The following is a 24,686-nucleotide window of genomic DNA, read 5'->3' on the forward strand; positions in this document are numbered from 1 at the left end:
CCGCTCCGGACATGCCTGCCACGAGCACCTTCGGCCGATGGACAACCATGGTCGATACACTCGATACCGGCCAGGATGCGCACAAGACCTGTGCGGCTTCGACGGCGTTCTTCGACGCGAATGGCAATTCAGGCACGCTGACCTTGTCGATCTCGACCGGCGATGCGCTGCCGCCTGATGCCTATCCCGCCATCATGCTCACCGTCGACAACAAGCAACTGCCGACCGGCAAGAAGATCGCGGCGACGTTCGGCGATCCCGGCGTCAAGGTTTCGGCAACGGTCTATTCCAACGATGCCGGCATCGGCCGTCCGAGCTGGACGGTCGACAACCAGGCCAAGACCAGTCTCGCGCTGCTGCGAGCCATGCGTCAGGTCGTCTCGCTCGACGTGACTTTCGGCAAGCAGGCCTTCGCCAGCATCCCGATGGACGGCTTCACCAAGGCCTACCGCAACCTCGGAACGTCTTGCGGCTTCCCGACCAAGGATGTCGCGCCGTGACGGCTCGGTCGCAGTAGGGACCGCGGATGGACATTGTCTGGAAGGGTGTGGTCGGCGGGCTGGTGACGGCGCTGATCGTCTGGGCGTCCAAGCGGGGCAATGTCCTGCCAGGTATCCTGCCGCTGGCGCCGACCTTTGCCGTCATTGCCTTGCTCGCCGTCGGCGCCAAGGGCGATCCGGGCGGTTTCCGCGATGCCTGCCTTGCCGGAATGAAGACAATTCCCGCCTATCTTGCCTTCCTCGGCGCCTGCTGGTTGTTCATCGACAAGGTCGACTATCGCCTGGCTGTTGCCGGCGGCATCGCCGTCTGGCTGGTTGCCGCGCTGGCAATCTTCCTCGCGCCTCGCTATCTCTGATGCTGCAGTCCGTTGAAGAGACGGAACGGCTTCAATCCCGGTCGGAAAGGCTCTAAGCCTTTCGCCTCACCAGATTCGCGAACCCAAGGCTCTCCATGCGCTGTCCCTATTGCCAGTCCGAAGATACGCAGGTGAAGGATTCGCGCCCCGCCGAGGATGGCGCGGCGATCCGCAGGCGGCGTGTCTGCCCCGATTGCGGCGGCCGGTTCACCACCTTCGAACGCGTCCAGTTGCGCGATCTGGTCGTGGTCAAGAAGTCGGGCCGTAAAGTGCCGTTCGACCGCGACAAGCTGCTGCGCTCGGTCGAGATCGCGGTGCGCAAGCGCAATGTCGATCCCGAACGCATCGACCGCGCCGTGACCGGCATCGTGCGCCAGCTTGAAAGCTCCGGCGAGACGGAAGTGGCCTCCGGCGAGGTCGGCCGGCTGGTCATGGAGGCGCTGAAGTCGCTCGACGACGTCGCCTATGTGCGTTTTGCCTCGGTCTACCGCAATTTCCGCGAGGCCAAGGATTTTCATGAACTCCTGGGCGAGCTGAAGGGCGACGAAGACAAGAGTGAAGAGGACGCCGGCTGAGCATGGCAGCATCGCAACTGAGCGAGGCCGAACAAGCGGCCCTTGATCGTCGTTTCATGGCCGCCGCCTTGCGGCTTTCGCGCAGGAATGCCGGCCGCACCTCCACCAATCCTTCCGTCGGCACGCTGATCGTGCGAGATGACGGCGCGGGGCCGATGATCGTCGGCACCGGTGTCACCGCGGTCGGCGGCCGGCCGCATGCCGAGACCGAGGCGCTGGCCGAGGCCGGCGCGCTCGCGCGTGGTGCCACCGCCTATGTCACGCTAGAACCTTGCGCGCATCACGGCCGCACCCCGCCTTGCGCCATCGCGCTGGTCAATGCCGGCATTGCGCGCGTCGTGGGGGCCGCCAGCGACCCGGATCCGCGTGTCTCCGGCAAGGGCTATGCCATCCTGCGCGCCGCCGGCATCGAGGTGGTGGAGAAGGTCCTGGCCACGGATGCCGCCGAGCAGATGGCGGGTTATTTGATTCGATCTCTGCGAAAACGTCCGGAAGTGACGCTGAAGCTTGCGCTTTCGAGCGATGGCCAGATCGGCAGGAAAGGCGCCGGCCAGGTCGCGATCACCGGCGAGATCGCGCGCCGCGACGTCTATCTGATGCGCGCGGAGTCCGACGCCATACTGATTGGCATCGGCACGGCGCTGGAAGACGATCCGGCGCTGACCGTGCGCCTGCCGGGGCTGGAGAACCGTTCGCCGGCGCGCATCATCCTCGATCGCCAGATACGGCTCCCGGAAGCCTCGAAGCTGGTTTCCGGTGTCGACCGCGTGCCGCTTTATGTCGCTGCCTGTCTTGAAGCCGATCCGCACCGTCGCGCCGCGCTCGAACGCGCCGGCGTACGCTTCATCGGCACCGAAACCCATGACGGCGTCGTCGCCTTGCCGGAACTGCTCGAAGACCTGGCGGCGCTCGGCATGGCAAGCGTGCTGGTCGAGGGCGGCGCCCAGGTCGCCAAGGCATTCCTCGACGAAGATCTGGTCGATCGCATCGTGTTGTTCCAGGGGCCGGAGGCTATTGGCGAGGATGGCATTGCATCGCCGGTCGATGCCGACCATATCCCGGCAGGCTTCCGCAAGTTGCGCGAAATGCGCTTCGGCGAGGACAGCTACGCCGAGTGGGTAAGGGACCTCTAGGGATCAGCATCGATGTTTACCGGAATTGTCACCGATATCGGCACCGTCGCGGCCATCAAGCCGCTTAGCGAAGGCGTCGGCTTGCGCATCGATACCGCCTATGACCCCGAAACCATCGCCATTGGCGCCTCGATTTCTTGTGGCGGCGTCTGCCTGACGGTCACGGCGCTGCCCGAACATGGCTCGAACGCGCGCTGGTTCGAGGTCGAGGCCTGGGAAGAGGCCTTGCGGCTGACCACGGCGTCGAGTTGGAAATCCGGCACCAAGGTCAATCTCGAACGGGCGCTGAAGATAGGCGACGAACTCGGCGGCCACATCGTATCGGGCCATGTCGACGGCGCCGCCGAGATCGTCGAGCGCAAGGACGAGGGCGACGCGGTGCGCTTCACGCTTGAGGCACCGCGCCATCTGGCCAAATTCATCGCGCCAAAGGGCTCCGTCGCGCTCGACGGCACCTCGCTCACCGTCAACAAGGTCGAGGGCACCCGCTTCGACGTGCTGTTGATCCACCACTCGCTGACCGTGACCACGTGGGGCGAGCGCAAGGTCGGCGACCGCGTCAATCTCGAGATCGACACCATGGCCCGCTATGCGGCACGACTGGCGGAGGCGGCGAAAGAGGGGCTCTAGAAAGTCTGCCGGACCGGCCGGTCCAAAGCGTCTGACACACTCCAGCAATCTTCCGCTTGCGATCAATCCGGCTTCGGCCTAAGTCACCGGCAACCCCCCGGAGACTTTTATGGCTGGTACATCCCAACACGGCAAAGCCTTCATTCGTCCGAAGGCGAAGGCGCATCTGCTGATTGTCGAAGCGCGCTTTCACGACGACCTTGCCGACGCGCTGCTCGACGGCGCGACGAGCGCGCTCGATGAAGCGGGCGCGACTTACGACGTCGTCACCGTTCCAGGTTCGCTCGAAATTCCCGCAGTGATCACCTTCGCGCTTGACGGCGCGGCGGAAGGCGGCACCAATTACGATGGGTTTGTCGCCCTCGGCACGATCGTCCGTGGCGACACCTATCACTTCGATATCGTCGCCAATGAATCCAGCCGCGCGCTGATGGACCTGTCCGTGCAGGACTCGGTCTGTGTCGGCAACGGCATCCTGACCACCGAGAACGACGCCCAGGCATGGACGCGGGCCAAGCGCTCGGAAGGCGACAAGGGTGGCTTTGCCGCGCGTGCGGCGCTGACCATGATCGCGCTCAAGGAACAATTGGGAGCGCGATCGTGAGCGAGCCCGCTTCGCCCGGACAGCCCGCTGTGCGCCATGCCAACAAGCGTGGCGCGGCCCGTCTGGCCGCTGTGCAGGCGCTCTATCAGATGGATGTCGCCGGCAGCGGTGTCTTCGAGATCACCGCCGAATATGAGGCGTTCCGGCTTGGCAAGGAAGTCGACGGTGCGCTCTATCGCGAGGCGGATGCGCAATGGTTCCGCGCCATCCTGACCGGCGTCGTCGAGAACCAGAAGACCATCGATCCAGTCATCCGCCAGGCATTGACCGATGATTGGCCGCTGTCGAGGCTCGATTCGACGCTGCGCGCCATTATGCGCGCCGGCGTCTATGAATTGATGAAGCGCGAGGACGTGCCGGTGGCGGTCATCGTTTCGGAATATGTCGACATTGCCAAGGCCTTCTACGAGGAAGACGAGCCGAAACTCGTCAATGCCGTGCTCGACCGCGTGTCACGCCGGGTGCGCGGCGAGGGGCGGGGCAAGGACGCATCGTGACGGCCATCGCCATCGAGACGGGCAGGGAGGCGCGGCGCACCGCGCTGATCCTCGCCGCCTCGCAGGCGATTATCGGCTCGGCGGCACCCATCGCCATTTCGATGGGCGCGCTGGCCGGCCAATACCTGCTCGGTGCCGACAAATCGCTGGCCACGGCGCCGATCACCGGCTTCAACATCGGCGTCGCGCTCGGCGCCTTGCCCGCCGCGGCCATTATCCGCCAGCTGGGCCAGCGCGGCGGCTTCATGACCGGAACCGTCGTCACCGCGCTTGGCGGCCTGATTGCCACACTGGCGCTTTTCCACGGCAGTTTCTGGTTGTTCACGTTCGCGCTGCTGGTGATCGGCATCGGTGGCGCCTTCGTCCAGCAATTCCGCTTCGCAGCCGCCGACAATGCGCCTCCGCAGTTCAAGGCGCGCGCCATCTCCTTCGTGCTGGCCGGCGGCATTGTCACCGCCATCCTCGGGCCGCAGATCGTCATCTTCACCCGGGAACTGTTCGCACCGGTGATGTTTGCCGGATCGTTCGCCTCCATCCTGCCGCTGGCAGCCGTCGGCGCGATGATCCTGTCGTTTCTGCGCCTGCCGGCGAAGGCGGCGAGCAAGGTTGACGTTTCCGGCGGCGATGCCAGGCCCCTGTCCGAAATCGTCACCAGGCCGCGCTTCGTCGCCGCGCTGTTCTGCGCCGTCGGCAGTTACGCGCTGATGAGCTTCGTCATGACCGGCGCGCCGCTGGCCATGGTCGGTTGCGGCCTGTCGGAGGACGATGCGACGCTGGGCATTTCATGGCACGTCATGGCGATGTTCGCGCCGAGCTTCTTCACCGGCTCGCTGATCCATCGCTTCGGCGCCGAGCGCATTGTCGCCATCGGCCTGATCATGCTCATCGGCTGTGCTGCCGTTGCCTTGTCGGGGCTGGCGCTGTGGCAATTCTGGACGTCGCTGATCCTGCTCGGCCTTGGTTGGAATTTCGGCTTCATCGGCGCCACCGCCATGGTCGCGGCCAGCTACCGGCCGTCGGAAAAGGGCAAGGTGCAGGGGTTCCACGACTTCGTCCTGTTCGGCTCCGTCGCCTGCGCGTCGCTGCTGTCGGGCATGGTCTACAACGCCTGGGGCTGGGAGATGCTGAACTGGATGATCTTTCCGGTCACCGTTCTGTGCTTCGTGGCCCTCGGCGCACTCAAGTTGACGGCTCCGCGCAACGCGCGCACCTGATCCCAAAACTGCTGTCGAACTGGCATGATGCTGTCAGGATTGCTTCGGTTGAATTTGCCGATCTGAAACAAAATTATTGCCTCTGTGCCTATTGTTATGAAACCGTGTGCCCCGACTGGCCGTTGAAGCCATGCTCATATGCGGCCGCCGCATTCCGGTTCACAGCAAAGGGTTTTCACGATGTTTTCAGTCAAGGTTTTCGCCGGCGCGGCATTGGCGCTGGCCATCACGGCAGCTTCCGCCAGTGCTCAGGTGGTGGTCTCCTCGAAGATTGACACCGAGGGTGGCGTGCTCGGTAACATCATCCAGCTCGTTCTCAATGCCAACAACATCAAGACATCGGACCGCATCCAGCTCGGCGGCACGCCGGTGGTGCGCAAGGCGATCACCGCCGGCGAGATCGACATCTATCCCGAATACACCGGCAACGCCGCCTTCTTCTTCGAGAAGGCCGACGACCCGGTCTGGAAGGACGCCGCCAAGGCCTATGAGACGGCCAAGAAGCTCGACTACGACGCCAACAAGATCGTCTGGCTGTCGCCGGCGCCGGCCAACAACACCTGGGCGATCGCCCTGCGCAAGGAAGTGACGGACCAGAACAAGCTCGTGACGCTGTCGGACTTCGGCAAATACGTCGCCGGCGGCGGCAAGGTGGTGCTCGCGGCTTCCGCCGAGTTCGTCAATTCGGCGGCCGCCCTTCCGGCCTTCCAGACCACCTACGGCTTCACGCTGAAGCCGGACCAACTGATCACGCTTTCGGGCGGTGACACCGCGGCGACCATCGCCGCGGCCGCCAACCAGACCAGTGGCGCCAACGCCGCCATGGTCTACGGCACCGATGGCGGCATCGCGCCGTCGGGCCTTGTCGTGCTCGAGGACGACAAGGCCGTGCAGCCGGTCTACCAGCCGGCGCCCATCATCCGCGAATCCGTGCTCAAGCAACATCCCGAAATCGAGACGCTGCTGAAGCCGGTCTTCGCCAAGCTCGACCTGGTCACGCTGCAGGAACTGAACGGCCGTGTGCAGGTTGGCGGCGAGCCGGTCAAGGGCGTCGCCGAGGACTTCCTGAAGAAGAACGGCTTTCTGAAGTAGGACGATTCCGGCGCGCCGCTCGCGTGGCGCGCCGGAACGACCGACGGGGGAGGGCGTGAACATCCGTTTCGATAAGCTCGGCGTGGTGATTGCCGCGATCGCGGCCTATGCGGCGTTCCTCGCTCCCTTCGCCACGTTCCGCGCCAATCGGATCGTTCCGGGCCAGGCGCGCTCGATTCTCGAGGCGCTGCCGGCAACCGCCGGGCCATTGCTGATGGCTATCGTGATCGTCGCGGCGCTCACAGCGCTCTTCAGGACACCGCTTATGCTGCGCCTTGCGTCCAGTGTCGTGGCGCTTGCCGCGCTCGCGCTGCTCGTCGGCGTCGCTGGCACATTCTTGACGCCGGCCGGCAATACCCTTGCCAGGGTATCGCCGGCCTCCGGTTTCTGGGTACTCATCTTTGCCTTCACGCTTTTGCTGGCGGACGTGCTGACGAGGCTGAACCTGTCGCCATGGGCCCGTGTCGGTGTGCTGGTTGCCGCCGCCGGGGCCATTGGGCTGCTCTTGGTGTCGGGGGCCTGGAACGACCTTTCCATCCTCAAGGAATACGCCAACCGCGCCGACAGTTTCTGGGCCGAAGGTTCCAAGCATGTGACGCTGGCGCTTGGCTCGCTGCTTGCGGCGGTCGTCGTCGGCCTGCCGCTCGGCATACTCTGTCATCGTGTCGAAAGGCTGCGGGCCGGTGTGCTCAACGTGCTCAACATCATCCAGACCATTCCTTCGATCGCGCTGTTTGGCCTGCTGATCGCGCCGCTCGGCTGGATCGCCACGCATGTGCCGGGAGCGGCCGCGCTCGGCATCAGAGGCATCGGCACGGCGCCGGCCTTCGTCGCCCTGTTCCTCTATTCGCTGCTGCCGGTTGTGGCCAACACCGTGGTCGGCCTCGCCGGCGTGCCGCGCGCCGCCAACGACGCGGCGCGCGGCATGGGCATGACCGACCGCCAGCGCCTGTTCGGCGTCGAATTCCCGCTGGCCTTTCCGGTGATCCTCACCGGCATCCGTATCGTGCTGGTGCAAAACATCGGCCTTGCCACCATCGCAGCGCTGATCGGTGGCGGCGGCTTTGGCGTCTTCGTCTTCCAGGGCGTTGGCCAGACCGCGATGGACCTGGTGCTGCTCGGCGCGGTGCCGACCGTGGCGCTCGCCTTCGCTGCCGCCATCATCCTCGACGCAGTGATCGAAATGACCGCCACCAAGCGCAGGGTTGAAACGGCATGATCGAGATCGAAGGCATCACCAAGCGCTATGACACGACCACCGTCGTCGACGACGTCTCGATGGTCATCGAACCACGTACCATCGCCGTCATCGTTGGCACCTCGGGCTCGGGCAAGACGACGCTGCTGCGCATGATCAACCGGCTGGTCGAACCGACCGCTGGCATCATCAAGCTAGACGGCGCCGACAATCGTTCGGTGCCGGGCTACGAACTGCGCCGAAGCATCGGCTATGCGATCCAGGGCCACGGCCTGTTTCCACATCGCACCGTGGCGCAGAACATCGCCACTGTGCCGGTGCTGCTTGGCTGGGACAAAGATCGCATCAAGGCGCGCGTCGATGAACTGATGACGCTCTACCAACTCGACCCCCAGGAATTCGGACCGCGCTACCCGCACGAACTGTCCGGTGGCCAGCAGCAGAGGGTCGGAGTGGCCCGCGCGCTCGCCGCCGAACCCAACGTGCTGTTGATGGACGAGCCGTTCGGCGCGCTCGATCCGATCATCCGCACCAAGGCGCAGGAAGATCTGCTGGCGATCCAGAAGCGCTTCGGCACCACCATCATCCTCGTCACCCACGACATGGAGGAGGCAGTGCACATGGGCGACAAGATCGCCGTCATGGATGCCGGCAAGCTTGTGCAATACGCCAACCCCGCCGAGATCCTGGCAAACCCGGCCAGCAGCTTCGTAGAGACCCTGGTCGGCGCCAGCGAAAGGCCCTTCAGGCTGCTGTCGCTGGGACGGGTGCGTGACGCGGTGGAGAACGGCACCGCCGAGGGCGAAGCCATCCCCGGCGATGCCAGCCAGCGCGATGCACTGGCTGAACTCCTGTGGACAGGCCGGCCGGCGCTGCCGGTCAAAGGGGCCGACGGCAAGCCACTCGGCCGCGTTACGGTGGATGGGCTGGTCAAGCGGGCGGCGAGGCCGGCATGAGAGCCTGGCTGCCTTTGCTGCTCAGGCTTGCGCTGGTGGTTTTGCTTGCGACGTTCGTCACCAGTCCGGGCTGGTTTGAGCCGCTGCTCAAGCCGCTGACCGAGAACAACGCGCCGGTGATCTACAATCAGGGCAGCCTGCTGACGCTGACGCTGCTGCATCTGCGCATCGTGCTGATCGCCACCGCCGCGGCGACCATCGTTGCGGTGGCACTGGCCATCCTTGTCACCAGGCCGGCTGGCGCCGAATTCCTGCCGCTGTCGCGCAGCCTGGTCAATATCGGCCAGACGTTCCCGCCGGTGGCGGTGCTGGCGCTCGCCGTGCCGGCTGTCGGCTTCGGCGAGAAGCCGACGCTGATTGCGCTGTTTCTCTATGGCCTGCTGCCGATCTTCGAGAATGCTCTGACCGCGTTGACGACGCTGCCGGCCAATGTCGTCGAGGCGGCGCGCGGCGCGGGCATGACCGGCTGGCAAAGGCTCACCAAGGTCGAGCTGCCGCTCAGCGCGCCGATCATCCTGGGCGGCATCAGGCTCTCGGTGGTGATCAGCCTGGCCACCGCCACCATAGGCTCGACGGTTGCCGCCAAGACGCTGGGCGAGGTGATCATTGCTGGCCTTCTGTCCAACAACCTTGCTTTCATCCTGCAGGGCGGCCTGATCGTGGCGGCGCTTGCCGTGCTGATCTACGACGGATTGTCGGCGATCGAGCGCTATGCGGCGCGGCGCATGGGGCGCGAGGCGGAGTAGTCCTTTGGAAGCTGATGGCTTTGTCGGCATGATCCCCTTGCGTCATTTCAATCGATCTAAATGAGGGCCACGCCAGGCAGGGTCGTTGCGACTTTTGTCTTTTGGGCGAAAGCCGGGCAAAAACTGAACAATATCTTGACGTTCGCGGCACTGTTTCGCATACACCGATGCGAAGAGGCGGATTCCGTACGCGGGATTCCATCTTTATCTCATCGGCCCAGGGAGGGGTTCATTTGGGCCAACAATCGAGGAAAAATCGGCAATGACCATTATTTCCGCCGTCATCGCCTGCGGCTTGCTTTCTGTCCTGTACGCTATCTGGGCGACACGTTCGGTCCTTGCGTCCGACCAGGGCAACGCACGCATGCAGGAAATCTCCGCCGCCATCCGCGAAGGCGCGCAAGCCTATCTGGCGCGCCAGTACACCACCATCGCCACCGTCGGCGTGGTCGTGCTCTTGCTCGCCTGGTGGCTGCTTTCGATCACCGCCGCGATCGGCTTCCTGATCGGCGCCGTCCTGTCGGGCGCTGCCGGCTTCATCGGCATGCATGTTTCCGTGCGTGCCAACGTGCGCACTGCACAGGCGGCCTCCAACAGTCTGGCCGCCGGTCTCGACATCGCCTTCAAGTCGGGCGCCATCACCGGCATGCTGGTGGCGGGCCTGGCGCTGCTCGGCGTCTCGATCTACTACCTCATCCTGACCGGTCCCATGGGCCTGCAGCCCAATGACCGCATCGTTATCGACTCACTGGTCTCGCTCGGCTTCGGTGCCTCGCTGATCTCCATCTTCGCCCGTCTCGGCGGCGGTATCTTCACCAAGGGCGCCGATGTCGGCGGCGATCTGGTCGGCAAGGTCGAAGCCGGCATTCCCGAGGACGATCCGCGCAACCCGGCCACCATCGCCGACAATGTCGGCGACAATGTCGGCGACTGTGCCGGCATGGCCGCCGACCTGTTCGAGACCTATGCGGTGACGGTCGTCGCCACCATGGTTCTCGGTGCCATCTTCTTCGGCGGCACCGCCGTTCTCGGCGCCGCTATGCTCTATCCGCTCGCCATATGCGGCGCCTGCATCCTGACCTCGATCGTCGGCACCTTCTTCGTCAAGCTCGGGGCCAACGGTTCGATCATGGGTGCGCTCTACAAGGGCCTGATCGTCACCGGTCTGTTGTCGATCGCCGGCCTCGGCGTCGCCACCTCGGTATGCCTTGGCTGGGGCGAGATCGGCACGGTCGCCGGCATGGTCATCACCGGCAAGAACCTCTTCATCTGCGGCCTGATCGGCCTTGCGGTGACGGGTTTGATCGTGGTGATCACCGAATACTACACCGGCACCAACAAGCGCCCGGTCAACTCGATCGCCCAGGCGTCGGTCACCGGCCACGGCACCAACGTCATCCAGGGCCTCGCGGTCTCGCTGGAATCGACGGCGTTACCGGCCATCGTCATCGTCGGCGGCATCATCTCGACCTACCAGCTCGCCGGCCTCTACGGCACGGCGATCGCCGTCACCACCATGCTCGGCCTTGCCGGCATGATCGTTGCGCTCGACGCCTTCGGCCCGGTCACCGACAATGCCGGCGGCATTGCCGAAATGGCCGGTCTGCCCAAGGAAGTGCGCCACTCCACCGACGCGCTCGACGCTGTCGGCAACACCACGAAGGCCGTGACCAAGGGCTATGCCATCGGCTCGGCAGGTCTCGGCGCATTGGTGCTGTTCGCCGCCTACTCGAACGACCTGAAGTTCTTTGCCGCCAACGGCGACAAATATCCCTACTTCCAGGGCATGGGCGAGATTTCCTTCGATCTCTCCAACCCTTACGTCGTCGCCGGCCTGATCTTCGGCGGCCTGATTCCCTACCTGTTCGGCGGCATCGCCATGACGGCCGTCGGCCGCGCTGCGGGCGCCATCGTCGAGGAGGTGCGCAAGCAGTTCCGCGAGGATCCCGGCATCATGGCCGGCACCTCCAAGCCGAACTACGCGCGTGCAGTCGACCTTCTGACCAAGGCGGCGATCCGGGAAATGATCATCCCGTCACTGCTGCCGGTGCTGGCGCCGCTCGTCGTCTATTTCGGCGTGCTCTTGATCTCGGGTTCGAAGGCCTCGGCCTTCGCCGCCCTCGGCGCCTCGCTGCTCGGCGTCATCGTCAACGGCCTGTTCGTCGCCATCTCGATGACTTCGGGCGGTGGCGCGTGGGACAACGCGAAAAAGTCGTTCGAGGACGGCTTTGTCGACAAGGACGGCGTCAAGCATCTCAAGGGTACCGAGGCACACAAGGCTTCGGTGACCGGCGATACGGTCGGTGATCCCTACAAGGACACCGCCGGCCCCGCGGTCAATCCGGCGATCAAGATCACCAACATCGTGGCGCTCCTGCTTCTGGCCGTGCTCGCGCACGGCTGAACGTAACCTGGCCGTCAGATAGAAACCCGCGGGGAGCGATCCCTGCGGGTTTTTGTTTGGCTCCGTCAGGTTCCACGGCCACTTCAAACCCCAAGATCCGCTCGATTTAACGCCGGCTCGCCCCCGTCTGCTCGCCTTGGCCAAACAAAAACCCGTGGGATCGCTCCCACGGGTTTTTGGTCGCCTGAGATGGTGCTGCTTCCCACGGGGAAGCAGGGTCTGATGATCAGGGAGTACCGCCGCCGGGGATGCCGGGCGCCAGCTTGCTGGCGCCGTTGATGATCTGGCTGAGGAAGTTCTGGTCCTTGCCGCCAGTCGGCGTGGTGCGCGAGATGAAGTCGAAAATCTTGCCGTCCTTCATGCCGTAATTGGCGATCTGGGTGACGCGGCCATCGGCGCCGAAATAGACCGCCAGAACTTTCTGGTCGACGAGCCTGGGCTTATCGAAGGCGACATAGCGCTTGCGCGTCTGCGAAATGTAATAAAATGCCTCGTTGTCGAAAGTCGCCGTGGTCGACGGCGTGCCAAGCGCCAGAAGCACCTGCTCACGGCTGGAACCGACTGGCACCGAATCGACGGCCTGCTGGTCGTAGACGTAACCTTGCGTGAATGTCTCGCTCGGATTGAGGTCGCCGATCATCTTGTTGGTGTGACACGCCGAAAGCGCCGAAACGACCAGCAGCAGCGAGATCGCGCCGGCAGGCCTGGACGAGAAGGTCGACTTGAAATTCAGCGCGCGCAACAACAATTCTCCATTATATCGCCGCAACTTGCGCTGGGCCGCAAAACCGGTAAACCAGCTTGCCTGCCGATGCAACAAGGCCAATTCAACAAACGGTCCCCGGGAGACCATCCCCATGTTCCAGCGCCTTTTTGGTCGCGAACGCCACGCCAACCGCGCCATAACGGACGCGCTTTACGCACAAATCGTGGCGGCGGCGCGGCAGACCGTATTTTATTCCCACTGGGATGTGCCGGACACGCCGCTCGGCCGTTTCGAGATGCTTTCGCTGCATATGTTCCTGTTCCAGCATCGCTTGCGCGGCGAAGACGGCGTGGCGCAGGAGATCGCCCAGGTGCTGATCGACGAGTTCTTTCTCGACGTCGATCATTCGCTGCGGGAACTGGGCATTGGCGATGTCGGCGTGCCCAAGCGCATGAAGAAACTGGCGAAGATGTTCTATGGCCGCACCGCCGCCTATGATGATGCGCTGGAAAGAAACGATCGCGACGGCCTGACCGCGGCACTTGCACGCAATGTCCGGCCCGATGCCGGCACGTGGCCGGAGGCGCCGCAATTGGCCGACTATGTCGCCGATGCCTGCCGGCAGCTGGCCGCCCAGCCGTCCGAATCGATCGTTTCCGGCACGGCGGTGTTTCCGCTCGCCAAGGGAGGTGCTTGATGAAACATGCTGATCCGCGAAGCCCGGTTTCCTTTTTCGCCAATGTCGCCCGGCTGCCGCAGAAGGGCCTGCCGGTGGTGATCGAGGCCGACGCCGCCCAGCGCGCCGCGCTCGCCGAGGAGCACGGGCTGCTGTCAGTCGAAGCCTATCGCGCCGAACTCCTTGTCGTTTCCTGGAAGCGCAATGGCGTCAAGGTCAGTGGCCGTGTCGAGGCCGATATCACGCAGGCCTGCATCGTCACGCTCGACCCCGTCCAGGCGCATATCGACGAGCCGGTCGAGGCACTGCTGTTGCCCGAGGATTCCAAGCTTGGGCGGCAGGGGTTCGAGGGCGGTGGCGAGATCCTGCTCGATGCGGACGGGCCCGACAGCCCCGAAACATTCTCCGGCGACACCATCGATGTCGGGGCGCTAGCCGAACAGTTCTTCGGACTGGCCATCGACCCTTATCCGCGCAAGCCGGGCGCGTCGCTGGATGCCGGCGGCGATACCGAAGCGGCGGAGAATGAATTTCAGCAAAAACTGCGATCCTTGCTGGGAAAATCCTGAAAACCTCGCCCGCGATGGAAAAGTCGGTTGTGCGAAAAGCCAAAACCGCTATTTTCGCCGAACCTTTGCGATCGCTAAGCGACTGCCGCCTAACCGTGAGATGAATACCGCGTGATCAGGATTTCCATCGATGCCATGGGCGGCGATCACGGACCAGCCGTGGTCATTCCGGCGCTCATGACGGTCGCGACTCGCCGTCCCGACATCCGCTTCGTCATCTACGGGCGTGAGGAACTTGTGCGCCCCGAACTGGCCAAGTTCCCCAAATTGGCCGAGGTGAGCGAATTCTTCCATTGCGAGATCGCGGTCAGGATGGACGACAAGCCCAGCCAGGCGTTGCGCCATGGCCGCTGGAAGTCGTCGATGTGGAAGGCGGTCGAAGCGGTCAAGTCAGGTGCCGCTGACGCTTGCATCTCCGCCGGCAACACCGGTGCGCTGATGGCGATGTCGAAATTCTGCCTGCGCACCATGGCCACCATCGATCGCCCGGCGATCGCGGCATTGTGGCCGACATTGCGCGGCGAAAGCGTGGTTCTGGACGTCGGCGCCACCATTGGCGCCGATGCGCAACAGCTCATTGATTTTGCCATTCTCGGCACCGGCATGGCGCGCGCCGTTTTCGGCATTGCACGGCCCACCGTCGGCCTGCTCAATGTCGGCGTCGAAGAAATCAAGGGCCAGGAAGAGGTCAAGGAGGCAGGGCGCATGCTGCGCGAGGCCAACATGGCCTCGATGAACTATCATGGCTTCGTCGAAGGCGACGATATCGGCAAGGGTACGGTCGACGTGGTCGTCACGGAGGGCTTCGCCGGCAACATCGCACTGAAGACCGCGGAAGGCACCGCTCGCCAGATCGCGGGGTATCTGCGCGCCGCGATGAGCCGCACCCTGATGGCCAAGATCGGCTATGTCTTCGCCAAGGGCGCCTTCGATCGCCTGCGCGAAAAGATGGATGTCGGCCGCTCCAATGGCGGCGTCTTCCTGGGGCTGAGCGGCATTGTCGTCAAAAGCCATGGCGGTGCCGATTCGGACGGGTTCGCCGCGGCGATCGAGCTCGGCTATGACATGGTGCGCAACAATCTGCTCGACCGCATCGAAGCCGACCTGGACCTGTTTCATGCGCGCAACCCGCGTGCCCTGTCATCCCGGAAATCCGACGTCGTTACCGACGCGAAGGAATAGGAAAGAACTTTGATCAGATCAGTCGTGCGCGGCATGGGCGCCGCGCTGCCCCGCCGCATCATGAAGAATGCCGATTTCGAGGGCATGGTTGAAACCTCGGACGAGTGGATCGCCCAGCGTACCGGCATCCGCCAGCGTCATATCGCGGCCGACGACGAGACGACGGCTTCCCTGGGAGAGGCCGCGGCACGTGCCGCCCTTGCCAATGCCGGGCTGACGCCTGATGACATCGACCTGATCGTGCTGGCAACGTCGACGCCCAACAACACATTCCCGGCCACCGCGGTCGAGATCCAGAACCGGCTCGGCATGCATCACGGCTTCGCCTTCGACATGCAGGCGGTGTGTTCGGGCTTCGTCTATGCGGTCACGACAGCCGACCTCTACATCCGTGGGGGGCTTGCCAAACGTGTGCTGGTGATCGGCTCGGAAACGTTCTCACGCATCCTCGACTGGAGCGACCGCTCGACCTGCGTGCTGTTCGGCGATGGCGCAGGGGCACTTGTCCTGGAGGCGGGCGAGGGGGCCGGCACGATTGCCGACCACGGCGTCCTCGCGGCCAGCCTGCGCTCCGACGGCGTGCACAAGGACAAGCTTTTCGTCGACGGCGGACCGTCGACCACGGGAACGGTCGGTCACCTCAGGATGGAAGGTCGCGAAGTCTTCAAGCATGCGGTCGGCATGATCACCGACGTCATCGAGGCAACCTTCTCCGCCGCCGGCATATCGGCCGACGATCTCGACTGGTTCGTGCCGCACCAGGCCAATAAACGAATTATTGACGCATCCGCCAAGAAGCTCGGGATAGCAGAGCAAAAGGTGGTGGTTACGGTCGATCTGCACGGTAACACCTCGGCTGCTTCCGTGCCGCTGGCGCTGTCGGTGGCCGTTGCCGATGGCCGCATCAAGAAGGGCGACCTCGTCCTCCTGGAAGCGATGGGCGGCGGCTTCACCTGGGGCGCCGTTCTGGTTCGCTGGTAAGTGCCGAACGGCTCGGTTTCGGTCCTTGACCTTGCCGGATCAATTACTTAGGCTCTACCGTTGTTGTGCCGATTTTACGTTTTGAACTGATGGGACGGTCGCATGGGGGGAAAGACACTTACGCGTGCCGACCTGGCGGAGGCCGTCTACCGAAAGGTCGGCCTGTCGCGCACTGAATCCGCCGAACTGGTCGAAGCCGTGCTGGACGAAATCTGCGAAGCCATTGTGCGTGGCGAGACGGTCAAGTTGTCGTCTTTCGCGACGTTCCATGTCCGCTCCAAGAACGAACGCATCGGGCGCAATCCCAAGACCGGCGAAGAGGTGCCGATCCTGCCGCGCCGGGTGATGACGTTCAAATCGTCCAACGTGCTGAAGAACCGCATCTTGCGCTCTCACCAGAACAGCAAGGCAAAGGGCGGCAAATAGCCTTCATTGTACGGTTGAAAACCGGCCCCGCGATCACGCCGGGCTTGAATATTGCTTCACAAACCGCTGAAATAAGGCCCGATTCGGCAGCATGGCCGGATTGGTGTTCCGCGTATGATCCATTCCGCGCAAATGGAATGAGCGTCTCTTTGTTGAGACTGATCTCGCTGAAGACCGTTCCGGATCACGCTCCAGCGTGAGGATTTCGCCCATGGACAAGAGCCCTGACGCCTTCCGTACCATCAGCGAGGTCGCCGAAGATCTCGACCTGCCACAACATGTGCTGCGCTTCTGGGAGACACGCTTCAACCAGATCAAGCCGATGAAGCGCGGCGGCGGCCGTCGCTATTACCGGCCGCAGGATGTCGAACTGATCAAGGGCATCCGCCACATGCTCTACGACCAGGGCTACACGATCAAGGGCGTGCAGAAGTTGCTGCGCGAGAACGGCAATCATTTCCTGGTTGCAATCGGCAATGGCGACATGGCCGCCGTCGAGGCGATCTCGCAACGAAAGCAGGCCGATCAGGTGCCGCTGACGCCGGCGGCGCAGCCGCGCGGCGGCGATGACGAGCTGGTTGGTCAGCCAAGGGTCAAGCCGAGCCGTCGCTTTTTCGGTCTGGGCAAGAGCGATGAGGAAGGTCCGGTTCAGCCGGACTCGTCGAAACTGTCGCGCGACAATCGCGCGCTGCTGCAGGAGGCGCTGTTCGACCTCCTGGAATGCAAGCGCCTGCTTGACCAGGTGCGCTGACCGCGCGAAGCGCTCTGAAGCCTCGAAACCGGAACCCGCCTTGGGGTGAGGCGTTACGTTTCCTTCTGCAAGACGTCGTTCAGCAAGACGACGTCGCATGGCAAGACAAGGAAACGCATGATGGCATCTTTTTCGACCCTTTCGGACATCGACCTCGAAAAGCAGGTCGCGGCCCTTTCGAGGGAACTCGTGGCGTTGCGCAAGGCGGTGTCAAAGCGGGGTGGCGCCTACTATGAAGATGGCCGCGATGCCGCGCTCGACACATATTCGGATCTCGCGGGACGCCTGCGCGATGCGATGCCGGCAATCCGCAAACAGGGCAGGGTGGTCGAGAAATCGGCTCGTGACCATCCGGCAGCGGCCGCCGCGGTTGGGCTTGTGGTGCTTGGTCTGGTCGCCAGCCTGCTGTTCAGCCGGCGCTAAGGGCGCTCTCGGTCATAAGACAAGTGTTGGCGAAGCGTGAGCTGCCATCGCGCGACAGGCAGAGCGGTGCTGTCCATCCAGGAGATATCGGGCCTTGCCATCATCGGGATGCCTGGCCCTGTTCGCGAAGGCCTGGTGTCCAGCCTGGCATCGCATGACCAGGAGAAGACCAGCCTTGAACAAGAAACCAAGGCCGGTCGTCTCGTTGGCAGTCTGTATTTAGTAGGCCTTCTTCATGTGGTGGCGGTGATGAACGTAGTGGTGAACGCGGTGATGACGAACATGGTGATGATGGACGCGATGATGACGATGATGCTTTGCCATCGGGGCCGCATCGGCGCTCGTCGCACCGATGACCGGCGCCGTGAAAGCGAGTGCAACTGCAAGCCCGAGGGCCGAGAGGAGGGACTTATTCATGGATCGTTTCCTTCTTTCGCCGGCAGATCTTAAAATCGGGTCGATGGCCCGATCGCCGCGAATGGAATTACGCTCCTGTTTTTTTTCGTCAGTATTTCCCGATTGTAGAATTGTGTTTCCGGCGTGTTTCTGGGGAACCGGCTTCCCGACACTTTATTGTGAGGGCCGAAAAGCCGGCTCTTGCCGCTGATTGTGGCTACATCGGCGGGATCACGCCATTGTTTCCCACCACGACGCGGCTGGAACTCAGCGTCCCGTCAGCCTCGCGCTGGGCGGTGGCGAAGACCGTCGCGCCCGGCTTGAGATCGGCCGGCGTGGCCGGGGCGAAGGTCACGACGGGCGTGCCGTCGGGGATCGAAATCTTCTTGGTCTGCCCGTTGTCGTAGGTCAGCGTCACGGCGCGCCCGCTGATGTCGGTTACGTCGGCCACTGTGCCGTTGGTCATGCGGCTGTTCGGCTGCAGATCCCAGGGACGGTCGCCTTCGCCAGTCCCCTTCAGGGCGGCTGGGAAAATCACCACCTCCAGCGCGCCGCTGCCGCCATCCGCCTTCGAGACGGAGGCGATGCCGAGGAAATCGCCCTGCTTGATGTCCCTTTGCGAGGCGCTGGCGACGCCGGAAATCTTCCACCCGGTATTGAGCTTGATCGCGGAGGTGTCGCCCTGACGGGTTTTGACGGTCAGCAGCGACGGCTCGACACTGACCACCGTGCCGCGCACGCGCAGCGTGTCAGCCGCCTCGGCGGTCGCCGCTCCGGCGGTGAAAAGGCTGGAAATCGTGCCGAGCACGAGGAGGGAAGTCTTGAAGTTCATAACGGAGATCCTTCTGGGAACGGGCCGGCTGGAACCGGATGGTTTTCACGCCGGCGCATCAGAACAACGAACAGGTGGGCCTAAACCTCCGGGCAAAAAGGTACCGGGCCGTTCAAAAGAACTTGATGGCGCGATGTGCGTGCGCCGCCTCGCGGGTCCGGTTCACGATAGCGTGACGGCCTGTTTGGCTCTTGGCAAATCGCTGGCGAGCGGGCATGTTCCTGCTCGTCTCAGGCAACGCTCCATTTTTGATCAAACTCTTTCAGCCAGCGGAGTTGCCAATGCCCAACAATGCAAAAAGCCATGCCCTCTCCGAACCGTTAGCCGGTGAGATCGGGCCGAATTACACCACCCTCAGAGCCATGCGGGAAACCCGCGGATACAGTGTGGAAGAGCTTTCCCTGACTTGCGGCCTATCGGTCGGCGAGATCGAGGACATCGAGAACGGCCGGGCGGCCGATCCGTCGAAGCTGCGTCGTATTGCGTCCGCGCTTCGCCTGCCTCAGGACGCCCTCATCGTTGCCGCCGCGCCGAAACCGGCCCCGCAAGGCCGACCCCTGGCATAGGCCAGGCCCAGCCATGCAAAAAGGAACCCGCCAAGGCCCGCCTGGCGGGTTTCTTGTTGATGCCACGGCGTTCCCCAGCAGGCCGGGCTTGCCGATTTACAGGTCGCGCGTGTTTATTCCTGCGGCATCCAAATCCGCGCCGATCGCGTCTGCCGTGTATCGAGGTGAACTGTGGTTTTTTCGCTATGAGCCTGGACTCCGTTCGTGCCTTCTTCGCCGCTCATGCGCCTGACATCGAGGTCATCGTCACGCAAACAAGCTCGGCGACGGTGACGCTGGCGGCGGAGGCGCACGGCGTCCTGCCGGCGCAGATCGCCAAGACGATCTGCCTACGCGTCGGCGAGCGCACCATGCTGGTGGTGACCAGCGGCATCGCCAGGTTGGACAACCGCAAGTTCAAGGACCAGTTCGGCGGCAAGCCGCGCATGCTGGACGCGGACGAAGTGGTTGCCGCCACGAGCCATCCTGTCGGCGGCGTCTGCCCGTTCGGCCTGCCGGCACCGCTGCCGATCTATTGCGACGTCTCGCTGCGGGAATTCCAAGAGGTGGTGCCCGCCGCGGGCGCCACCAATGCCGCGGTACGGATTGCACCGCAGCGCATGGTCGACCTTACCGGCGCCGAATGGATTGATGTCTGCCAATAGCGATCGAGCGATGCTCCGCATGGCCGAAAATCTGACGACCTCGCCCGATAGAGTTGCCTAATCGAATCTCTACGCTAGTTTGGGTGACATCGGGTGCAACTAGCAAAAGGCGCGCCCGGCTGAGAGACCGCATTGCGCTCCCGCCTCACCAGGGAGCGCAAGACGTGGCGGAAACCAATCCCAATTCAATCAGGCAAGCTCAGGTCGCAAAAGCCCTGGTGATCGAAACCGGGATATCAGAGGAGCAGGCGCTAGACCTGGTGCGACTGCTGGGGCCTGACTGTTCTTCGCTTCTTTTCCACGCCCGCGCCTTGAAGAAGGCAGGGAGCGCCGGCTTGTAGTTTTGTACTGCAGCCCTTGCGTTCGCGGCTTGCTCGCCCGATAGTTCCGGACGGGGTGCTGAAAGTGATCATGGCCGGCGAGTATCTGGACCATCTATTGGAGTGCCCCTATTGCGGCATCATCCGTCTGCAGATTCCAACAGACGCTCAACCTTCAACGCCGATCAGCTGCGCCGATTGCAGCCAGTATCTTGGCACATGGGATGAACTTCAGAGCGATTTCGAGCGCCAAGGCGGGAACAGCGGGGTGTTCCGCCTCGAAAAGGGGCGCATACAGAAGCTCGATTGAACTGGCGCCCTTGTCCGCAATAATTTCAAACTGAGAGACTACCCCCGATAGACGTAGATCGTTTGCGTCAGCGGGCAGGAGTATGCTGTTTGGTCGCCGAAAACAGCGAGATTTCGAGGAGGAACCTATGGCACGCAAATACATTGACTGCCGAGAATTCCCGAGCGAAATGAAATGCGCCGTTGCAATCTCCGCAGATCGGGAGGACGAACTGATCGAGGCTGCGGTACAACACGCTGTGTCTGTTCATGGGGAACACGATACCCCTGAGTTCCGCTCCGAGGTCCGGAAATCTATCCACGAAGGCGCACCTGCTCCCTGAGCCCCAGGCGGCTTTGGGTAAAGCTCCGCCCGGCTCTGGCCGAGCGTACGACGCGATATTGGTGAAGCTTTGCGATCGGTCCGCCGGCACCCTGTCGGAAGGTGGCGGGCAATGACCGACAAGGGCGCACATACTAGCAGCGGTGGCCGCTGGGCCTGACCAGTCGGGCTCGAGAGCGCTGTGCTGGCTGACCCGAAGCGTCCGCTCACTACCCGCCGAAAGATGTAGTGTCTCAAGCGCAAGGTGCGCTGACGAATTTCAGCGTCATTTCCGCAGCCTCATTCCGCGCCAGCACCCGCTGCCTCACGGTGGCGGGTTTTTAACGGGCACAACGGAACAAGAGGCTGACGATTCGGTTTTCCCTGTTGCAGCGCCGCGGCTAATCCTGAGGCCGGCAGGGGTTGGAGGAAACTGGATATGCGGAACAAAATCAAAGATCCTCCTCCGAAGGAGCCCGACCCGAAGAAGACACCAATCCCTCATCGCGACAATCAAGCGCCCTCGGAGCTTGAACATGTCGATCCACCACCGCGAGACGTCCGAGAGGCACCGGTGCCGAATCCAAACGGGATAAGAAGTGCCGACCGACGGGCAGACGCGAACGATGCGCCGCCGGCTCGCTGGACGTCACCGAAAGGGAGAGTGGTACTCCCTGCGTTACCCTAGAGATGGAAAATGAAGGTGGACTTTTGGGGGCAAGTCCTTGTCTTAAAATGGTCGGAGTGGCCGGATTCGAACCGACGACCCCTTGACCCCCAGTCAAGTGCGCTACCGGGCTGCGCTACACTCCGGACCGAGCGCGATGTATCGTGATAACCCTGCCCGGGTCAACCGAAATTCGGCGTTTATCGCGCCTGCGTGGATGCGATCGCCGGCGCACCTGGAAATGCCGGCCGCGACAGCCGCTGATGGCGGTACTCCAGGGCGATGGCGCCCCACACCAGCCCGAGCAACAGATACATGTGGCGCCAGTGGTCGATGTCGATGAAGGTGCCGAGGCCGATATTGCCGATGAAGGCGACATAGGCGCACAACAGATAGGGCTGCCACGGCCGGTCGCGCAGGAGGATGCGGAACCCGGCCACCATGGTCCAGACGACGAGCGTCAGGAACGACACGAAGCCAAGCCAGCCATAGTCCATCAGCATTTTCAGCCAGATGTCGTGCGTGTCCTCGCCGAACATCTTGCCGAAGACCAGCGGCCCGATGCCGAACGGACGCTCCATCGCCATCTGGAAGCCGATTGCGTAGCGGGCGAAGCGGCCGAGGCGCGCGGTGTCATAGCTCTGTTCGAGATGCGCGCGGCTGGAGAACATCTCCGCCACGCCGGGCAATTGCAGGATGACGATGATGGTGATCGTCAGCATTGACAGCGCGGCGATGGTCATGATCACCACGCGCAGCCGGAATTTGCCGCTGGCGCTCTGCAGGAACAGGCAGCCGGTGAGCAGTACCGCCGACACGGCGAACATGCCCCACGCGCCGCGCGAGAAGGAGAAGAAGATGCCCAATGCGATGATCAGCAGCGGCACCGCCAGCAGCGGCATGCGCGCGACCGAACCTGTCAGGATCAGATAGAGCAGATAGATACCGGGCAGCACCAGGAACGGCCCGAAGACGTTCGGGTCCTGGAAGGCGCCGGCGGCGCGGTCGTATTTGGTGAACATCTCCGCGCCGGGGAAGGCATGGAAATAGCCGGCTATGCCGAGCAGCGAGGTCGCCACCGCCGAGACGACATAGGCATTGAAGATCAGCCGGTAGAGGCCTGGTTGCGTGGCTGTCACCGACGCGAAGAACACCGCGCTGAAGGCGAGAAACAATGACACGGAGAGATAGAGCGGCGTGAAGGCGAGGTCCGCCATCTGCGTCATCGAGATCATGCCGCCGATGTTCATCGTCACCAGCAGCACCAGCAGCGGCATGGCCGCGCGAGAAATCCGCAGGCCGAAGAGCGCCCAGATGGCGATCAGCCCGGCCATGTAGATTTCGTAAGGCGCCGGCTCGCTGATGACGAAGCCGGACAGAAGGATGCCGACCACCACCGCACTGGAGGAAATCAGTGCGGTCAGCTTGGCGTTGACCGCGGCTTGCGGCAGTTCATGGGAAATCGCGCTCAATAGGCGTTTTCCGTGTTGAGCAGCCGGATCGGCGTCAGGAACAGGATTCTGAGATCGAACAGCAGCGACCAGTTCTCGATATAGTAGAGGTCGTACTCCGTCCGCATGCGGATCTTCTCATTGGTGTCCATCTCGCCGCGCCAGCCGTTGATCTGCGCCCAGCCGGTGACGCCGGGCTTGACCTTGTGGCGAGCGAAATAGCCGTCGACCACCTCGTTGTAGAGAAGGTTGTGCGACTGCGCGGCGATCGCATGCGGGCGCGGGCCGATCAGCGACAGCGAGCCCAGCAGCGAATTGACGAACTGCGGCAGTTCGTCGATCGAGGTCTTGCGGATGAACCGGCCGACGCGGGTGACGCGCGGATCGTTCTTGGTCACGGTCTGCTTGGCGGTCGGATCCGACCGATCCGTGTACATCGAGCGGAACTTGTAGACCTCGATGATCTCATTGTTGAAGCCGTGGCGCTTTTGCTTGAACAGCACCGGTCCCTTGCTGTCGAGCTTGATGGCGATCGCGGTCGCCAGCATCACCGGCGAGAAGACGATGATTCCGATCAGCGAGAAAACGATGTCGAAGGTGCGCTTGGCGACCGAATCCCAATCGTTGATCGGCTTGTCGAAAATGTCGAGCATCGGCACCGAGCCGATGAAGGAATAGGCGCGCGGACGGAACTGCAGCGCGTTGGAATGCGCCGAAAGCCGGATGTCGACCGGCAGCACCCACAGCTTCTTCAACAGTTGCAGCACGCGCGTTTCGGCGGTCAGCGGCAGCGACACGATCAGCATGTCGATACGGGCGATGCGGGCGAACTCGATCAATTCCGAAATTGTGCCGAGCTTGGGATAGCCGGCAACGATCGGCGGCGAGCGCTTGTCGGAGCGGTCATCGAAGATGCCGCAGATGCGGATATCGTTGTAAGGCTGCTTTTCGACAGAGCGGATCAGGATTTCCGCCGCCTTGCCGCCGCCGACGATGACGGCGCGCCGCTCCATGCGGCCATCGCGTGCCCAGCGCCGGATCAGTCTCGACATGACCAGCCTGAGGCCGAACAGGAGGACGAAACCGACGACGAACCAGGTGCCGAACAAAAGCCGCGAATAATCTTCCGACATCTTCATGACGAACGCTGTCAACGCCATCAGCGCGAAGGCGCCGGCCCAGACCAGCAGGATGCGGCCGAAATTGGCGATCGGCCGCATCAGCGAAACCACCTGGTAGCAGTCGGTGACGTCGAGCAGCACCACGGCGAGGAACGACGCGGCGGCGATCGTCACCGGATATTGCCAGGCGAGATAGTTGAAGAACCCGACAAAGTAGAAATAGACGCAGAGCCCCGAGAGGAACAGCACCCCGAATTCAACCATGCGCAGGACGCCGCTGACCATGATCGGCGACATCGTATCGCGCCGGTATTGCGACGCGACCTGCCGGGCCACGTCGTTCATGCCGCCGGGCGCATCGCCATCGGTCGAGCCGTCAAATTTACGCACCGCTTCGGGTGAAAAGCGGTGCGCGGGATCGATCTCATTCATGGAACAGTCCGCAAGCTTCCCCAGGGTG

30 protein-coding genes and 1 tRNA gene are annotated in these 24,686 nt (G+C 63.1%); 26 read left to right on the plus strand and 5 right to left on the minus strand.

Translation table 11 applies throughout. The annotated features are described in order from the left end of the window. Positions 1-47: 47 nt before the first annotated feature. The 13 genes from CK227_RS10785 to CK227_RS10845 all read left to right on the plus strand — a co-directional run bounded on the left by CK227_RS10785 (position 48) and on the right by CK227_RS10845 (position 11,905). The gene (locus CK227_RS10785; protein ID WP_245317961.1) at positions 48-500 is read left to right on the plus strand and encodes a hypothetical protein; all 453 of its coding nucleotides are present in this window, start codon (positions 48-50) and stop codon (positions 498-500) included. 26 nt (positions 501-526) lie between these two features. Continuing rightward, entirely contained in the window at positions 527-856 is a 330-nt protein-coding gene (locus CK227_RS10790) for a GlpM family protein (RefSeq protein ID WP_019857610.1), read from the plus strand. A 95-nt stretch (positions 857-951) separates the two neighbouring features. After that, complete coding sequence (nrdR, locus tag CK227_RS10795; protein ID WP_010915593.1) at positions 952-1,431, plus strand: transcriptional regulator NrdR; 480 nt, start codon at positions 952-954, stop codon at positions 1,429-1,431. A gap of 2 nt (positions 1,432-1,433) precedes the next feature. After that, complete coding sequence (ribD, locus tag CK227_RS10800; protein ID WP_179295931.1) at positions 1,434-2,564, plus strand: bifunctional diaminohydroxyphosphoribosylaminopyrimidine deaminase/5-amino-6-(5-phosphoribosylamino)uracil reductase RibD; 1,131 nt, start codon at positions 1,434-1,436, stop codon at positions 2,562-2,564. A 12-nt stretch (positions 2,565-2,576) separates the two neighbouring features. Continuing rightward, positions 2,577-3,194, plus strand: a complete 618-nt coding sequence (locus CK227_RS10805; RefSeq protein ID WP_095770438.1) for a riboflavin synthase — start codon at positions 2,577-2,579, stop codon at positions 3,192-3,194. Positions 3,195-3,303: 109 nt separating this feature from the next. After that, on the plus strand, positions 3,304-3,798 hold the full coding sequence (gene ribH, locus CK227_RS10810; RefSeq protein ID WP_095770437.1) for a 6,7-dimethyl-8-ribityllumazine synthase: 495 nt from the start codon (positions 3,304-3,306) through the stop codon (positions 3,796-3,798). Then, on the plus strand, positions 3,795-4,295 hold the full coding sequence (nusB, locus tag CK227_RS10815) for a transcription antitermination factor NusB (protein WP_019857616.1): 501 nt from the start codon (positions 3,795-3,797) through the stop codon (positions 4,293-4,295). Before ribH ends, nusB begins: the two co-directional genes overlap by 4 nt. Then, complete coding sequence (locus tag CK227_RS10820; RefSeq protein WP_095770436.1) at positions 4,292-5,509, plus strand: MFS transporter; 1,218 nt, start codon at positions 4,292-4,294, stop codon at positions 5,507-5,509. The genes nusB and CK227_RS10820 overlap by 4 nt, the downstream gene beginning before the upstream one ends. A gap of 180 nt (positions 5,510-5,689) precedes the next feature. Further along, positions 5,690-6,601 (plus strand): ABC transporter substrate-binding protein, encoded by a 912-nt coding sequence (locus CK227_RS10825; protein ID WP_095770435.1) that lies wholly within the window; start codon positions 5,690-5,692, stop codon positions 6,599-6,601. A gap of 55 nt (positions 6,602-6,656) precedes the next feature. After that, positions 6,657-7,820: an ABC transporter permease gene (locus CK227_RS10830; protein ID WP_095770434.1), complete on the plus strand. Its 1,164-nt coding sequence runs from the start codon at positions 6,657-6,659 to the stop codon at positions 7,818-7,820. Next, positions 7,817-8,755 carry an ABC transporter ATP-binding protein gene (locus CK227_RS10835; RefSeq protein ID WP_095770433.1) on the plus strand — a complete coding sequence of 313 codons (939 nt, stop codon included), beginning with the start codon at positions 7,817-7,819 and terminating at the stop codon, positions 8,753-8,755. The genes CK227_RS10830 and CK227_RS10835 overlap by 4 nt, the downstream gene beginning before the upstream one ends. Beyond that, positions 8,752-9,501: an ABC transporter permease gene (locus CK227_RS10840; RefSeq protein ID WP_095770432.1), complete on the plus strand. Its 750-nt coding sequence runs from the start codon at positions 8,752-8,754 to the stop codon at positions 9,499-9,501. Before CK227_RS10835 ends, CK227_RS10840 begins: the two co-directional genes overlap by 4 nt. A 262-nt stretch (positions 9,502-9,763) precedes the next feature. Then, positions 9,764-11,905: a sodium-translocating pyrophosphatase gene (locus CK227_RS10845; RefSeq protein WP_095770431.1), complete on the plus strand. Its 2,142-nt coding sequence runs from the start codon at positions 9,764-9,766 to the stop codon at positions 11,903-11,905. A 226-nt stretch (positions 11,906-12,131) separates the two neighbouring features. Here the strand turns inward: CK227_RS10845 and CK227_RS10850 are convergent, their stop codons facing one another. After that, positions 12,132-12,647 carry an outer membrane protein assembly factor BamE gene (locus CK227_RS10850; protein WP_027046739.1) on the minus strand — a complete coding sequence of 172 codons (516 nt, stop codon included), beginning with the start codon at positions 12,645-12,647 and terminating at the stop codon, positions 12,132-12,134. A gap of 115 nt (positions 12,648-12,762) precedes the next feature. Between CK227_RS10850 and CK227_RS10855 the strand changes: the two genes are divergently transcribed. The 8 genes from CK227_RS10855 to CK227_RS10890 all read left to right on the plus strand — a co-directional run bounded on the left by CK227_RS10855 (position 12,763) and on the right by CK227_RS10890 (position 18,069). Beyond that, positions 12,763-13,308, plus strand: a complete 546-nt coding sequence (locus CK227_RS10855; RefSeq protein ID WP_095770430.1) for a ubiquinol-cytochrome C chaperone family protein — start codon at positions 12,763-12,765, stop codon at positions 13,306-13,308. Next, the gene (locus tag CK227_RS10860) at positions 13,308-13,856 is read left to right on the plus strand and encodes a DUF177 domain-containing protein (protein ID WP_095770429.1); all 549 of its coding nucleotides are present in this window, start codon (positions 13,308-13,310) and stop codon (positions 13,854-13,856) included. The genes CK227_RS10855 and CK227_RS10860 overlap by 1 nt, the downstream gene beginning before the upstream one ends. 111 nt (positions 13,857-13,967) lie before the next feature. After that, entirely contained in the window at positions 13,968-15,038 is a 1,071-nt protein-coding gene (gene plsX, locus CK227_RS10865; protein ID WP_019857626.1) for a phosphate acyltransferase PlsX, read from the plus strand. A 9-nt stretch (positions 15,039-15,047) separates the two neighbouring features. Continuing rightward, positions 15,048-16,019 carry a beta-ketoacyl-ACP synthase III gene (locus tag CK227_RS10870; RefSeq protein WP_095770428.1) on the plus strand — a complete coding sequence of 324 codons (972 nt, stop codon included), beginning with the start codon at positions 15,048-15,050 and terminating at the stop codon, positions 16,017-16,019. Between the two features lie 102 nt (positions 16,020-16,121). Beyond that, positions 16,122-16,445 carry an integration host factor subunit alpha gene (locus CK227_RS10875; RefSeq protein WP_010915609.1) on the plus strand — a complete coding sequence of 108 codons (324 nt, stop codon included), beginning with the start codon at positions 16,122-16,124 and terminating at the stop codon, positions 16,443-16,445. 211 nt (positions 16,446-16,656) lie between these two features. Beyond that, complete coding sequence (locus CK227_RS10880) at positions 16,657-17,196, plus strand: MerR family transcriptional regulator (RefSeq protein ID WP_027046741.1); 540 nt, start codon at positions 16,657-16,659, stop codon at positions 17,194-17,196. 120 nt (positions 17,197-17,316) lie between these two features. Continuing rightward, positions 17,317-17,619: a hypothetical protein gene (locus tag CK227_RS10885; protein ID WP_095770897.1), complete on the plus strand. Its 303-nt coding sequence runs from the start codon at positions 17,317-17,319 to the stop codon at positions 17,617-17,619. Between the two features lie 66 nt (positions 17,620-17,685). Next, positions 17,686-18,069, plus strand: coding sequence for a hypothetical protein (locus tag CK227_RS10890; RefSeq protein ID WP_095770427.1), 384 nt, complete (start codon positions 17,686-17,688; stop codon positions 18,067-18,069). A 163-nt stretch (positions 18,070-18,232) separates the two neighbouring features. On the opposite strand, the gene CK227_RS10895 is transcribed toward CK227_RS10890, so the two are convergent. Continuing rightward, positions 18,233-18,847, minus strand: a complete 615-nt coding sequence (locus CK227_RS10895; protein ID WP_142884750.1) for a hypothetical protein — start codon at positions 18,845-18,847, stop codon at positions 18,233-18,235. A 281-nt stretch (positions 18,848-19,128) separates the two neighbouring features. Between CK227_RS10895 and CK227_RS10900 the strand changes: the two genes are divergently transcribed. The 5 genes from CK227_RS10900 to CK227_RS10915 all read left to right on the plus strand — a co-directional run bounded on the left by CK227_RS10900 (position 19,129) and on the right by CK227_RS10915 (position 21,009). Continuing rightward, entirely contained in the window at positions 19,129-19,413 is a 285-nt protein-coding gene (locus CK227_RS10900; protein ID WP_095770896.1) for a helix-turn-helix transcriptional regulator, read from the plus strand. 185 nt (positions 19,414-19,598) lie between these two features. Next, positions 19,599-20,057 carry a YbaK/EbsC family protein gene (locus tag CK227_RS10905; protein WP_095770426.1) on the plus strand — a complete coding sequence of 153 codons (459 nt, stop codon included), beginning with the start codon at positions 19,599-19,601 and terminating at the stop codon, positions 20,055-20,057. A gap of 164 nt (positions 20,058-20,221) precedes the next feature. Further along, the gene (locus tag CK227_RS36690) at positions 20,222-20,398 is read left to right on the plus strand and encodes a hypothetical protein (protein WP_179296312.1); all 177 of its coding nucleotides are present in this window, start codon (positions 20,222-20,224) and stop codon (positions 20,396-20,398) included. 70 nt (positions 20,399-20,468) lie between these two features. After that, positions 20,469-20,687, plus strand: coding sequence for a hypothetical protein (locus CK227_RS10910; RefSeq protein WP_095770895.1), 219 nt, complete (start codon positions 20,469-20,471; stop codon positions 20,685-20,687). A gap of 127 nt (positions 20,688-20,814) precedes the next feature. Further along, positions 20,815-21,009 (plus strand): DUF1059 domain-containing protein, encoded by a 195-nt coding sequence (locus CK227_RS10915; RefSeq protein ID WP_095770894.1) that lies wholly within the window; start codon positions 20,815-20,817, stop codon positions 21,007-21,009. A gap of 714 nt (positions 21,010-21,723) precedes the next feature. On the opposite strand, the gene CK227_RS10920 is transcribed toward CK227_RS10915, so the two are convergent. The 3 genes from CK227_RS10920 to CK227_RS10930 form a co-directional block, all read right to left on the minus strand. Beyond that, positions 21,724-21,800 (minus strand) — tRNA-Pro (locus CK227_RS10920). A 54-nt stretch (positions 21,801-21,854) separates the two neighbouring features. Continuing rightward, positions 21,855-23,126: an O-antigen ligase family protein gene (locus CK227_RS10925; RefSeq protein WP_095770425.1), complete on the minus strand. Its 1,272-nt coding sequence runs from the start codon at positions 23,124-23,126 to the stop codon at positions 21,855-21,857. Further along, positions 23,123-24,658 (minus strand): undecaprenyl-phosphate glucose phosphotransferase, encoded by a 1,536-nt coding sequence (locus tag CK227_RS10930; RefSeq protein ID WP_095770424.1) that lies wholly within the window; start codon positions 24,656-24,658, stop codon positions 23,123-23,125. Before CK227_RS10930 ends, CK227_RS10925 begins: the two co-directional genes overlap by 4 nt. Positions 24,659-24,686: the final 28 nt, after the last annotated feature.

Source organism: Mesorhizobium sp. WSM4308 (assembly GCF_002294905.1).
Classification (GTDB): Bacteria; Pseudomonadota; Alphaproteobacteria; order Rhizobiales; family Rhizobiaceae; genus Mesorhizobium.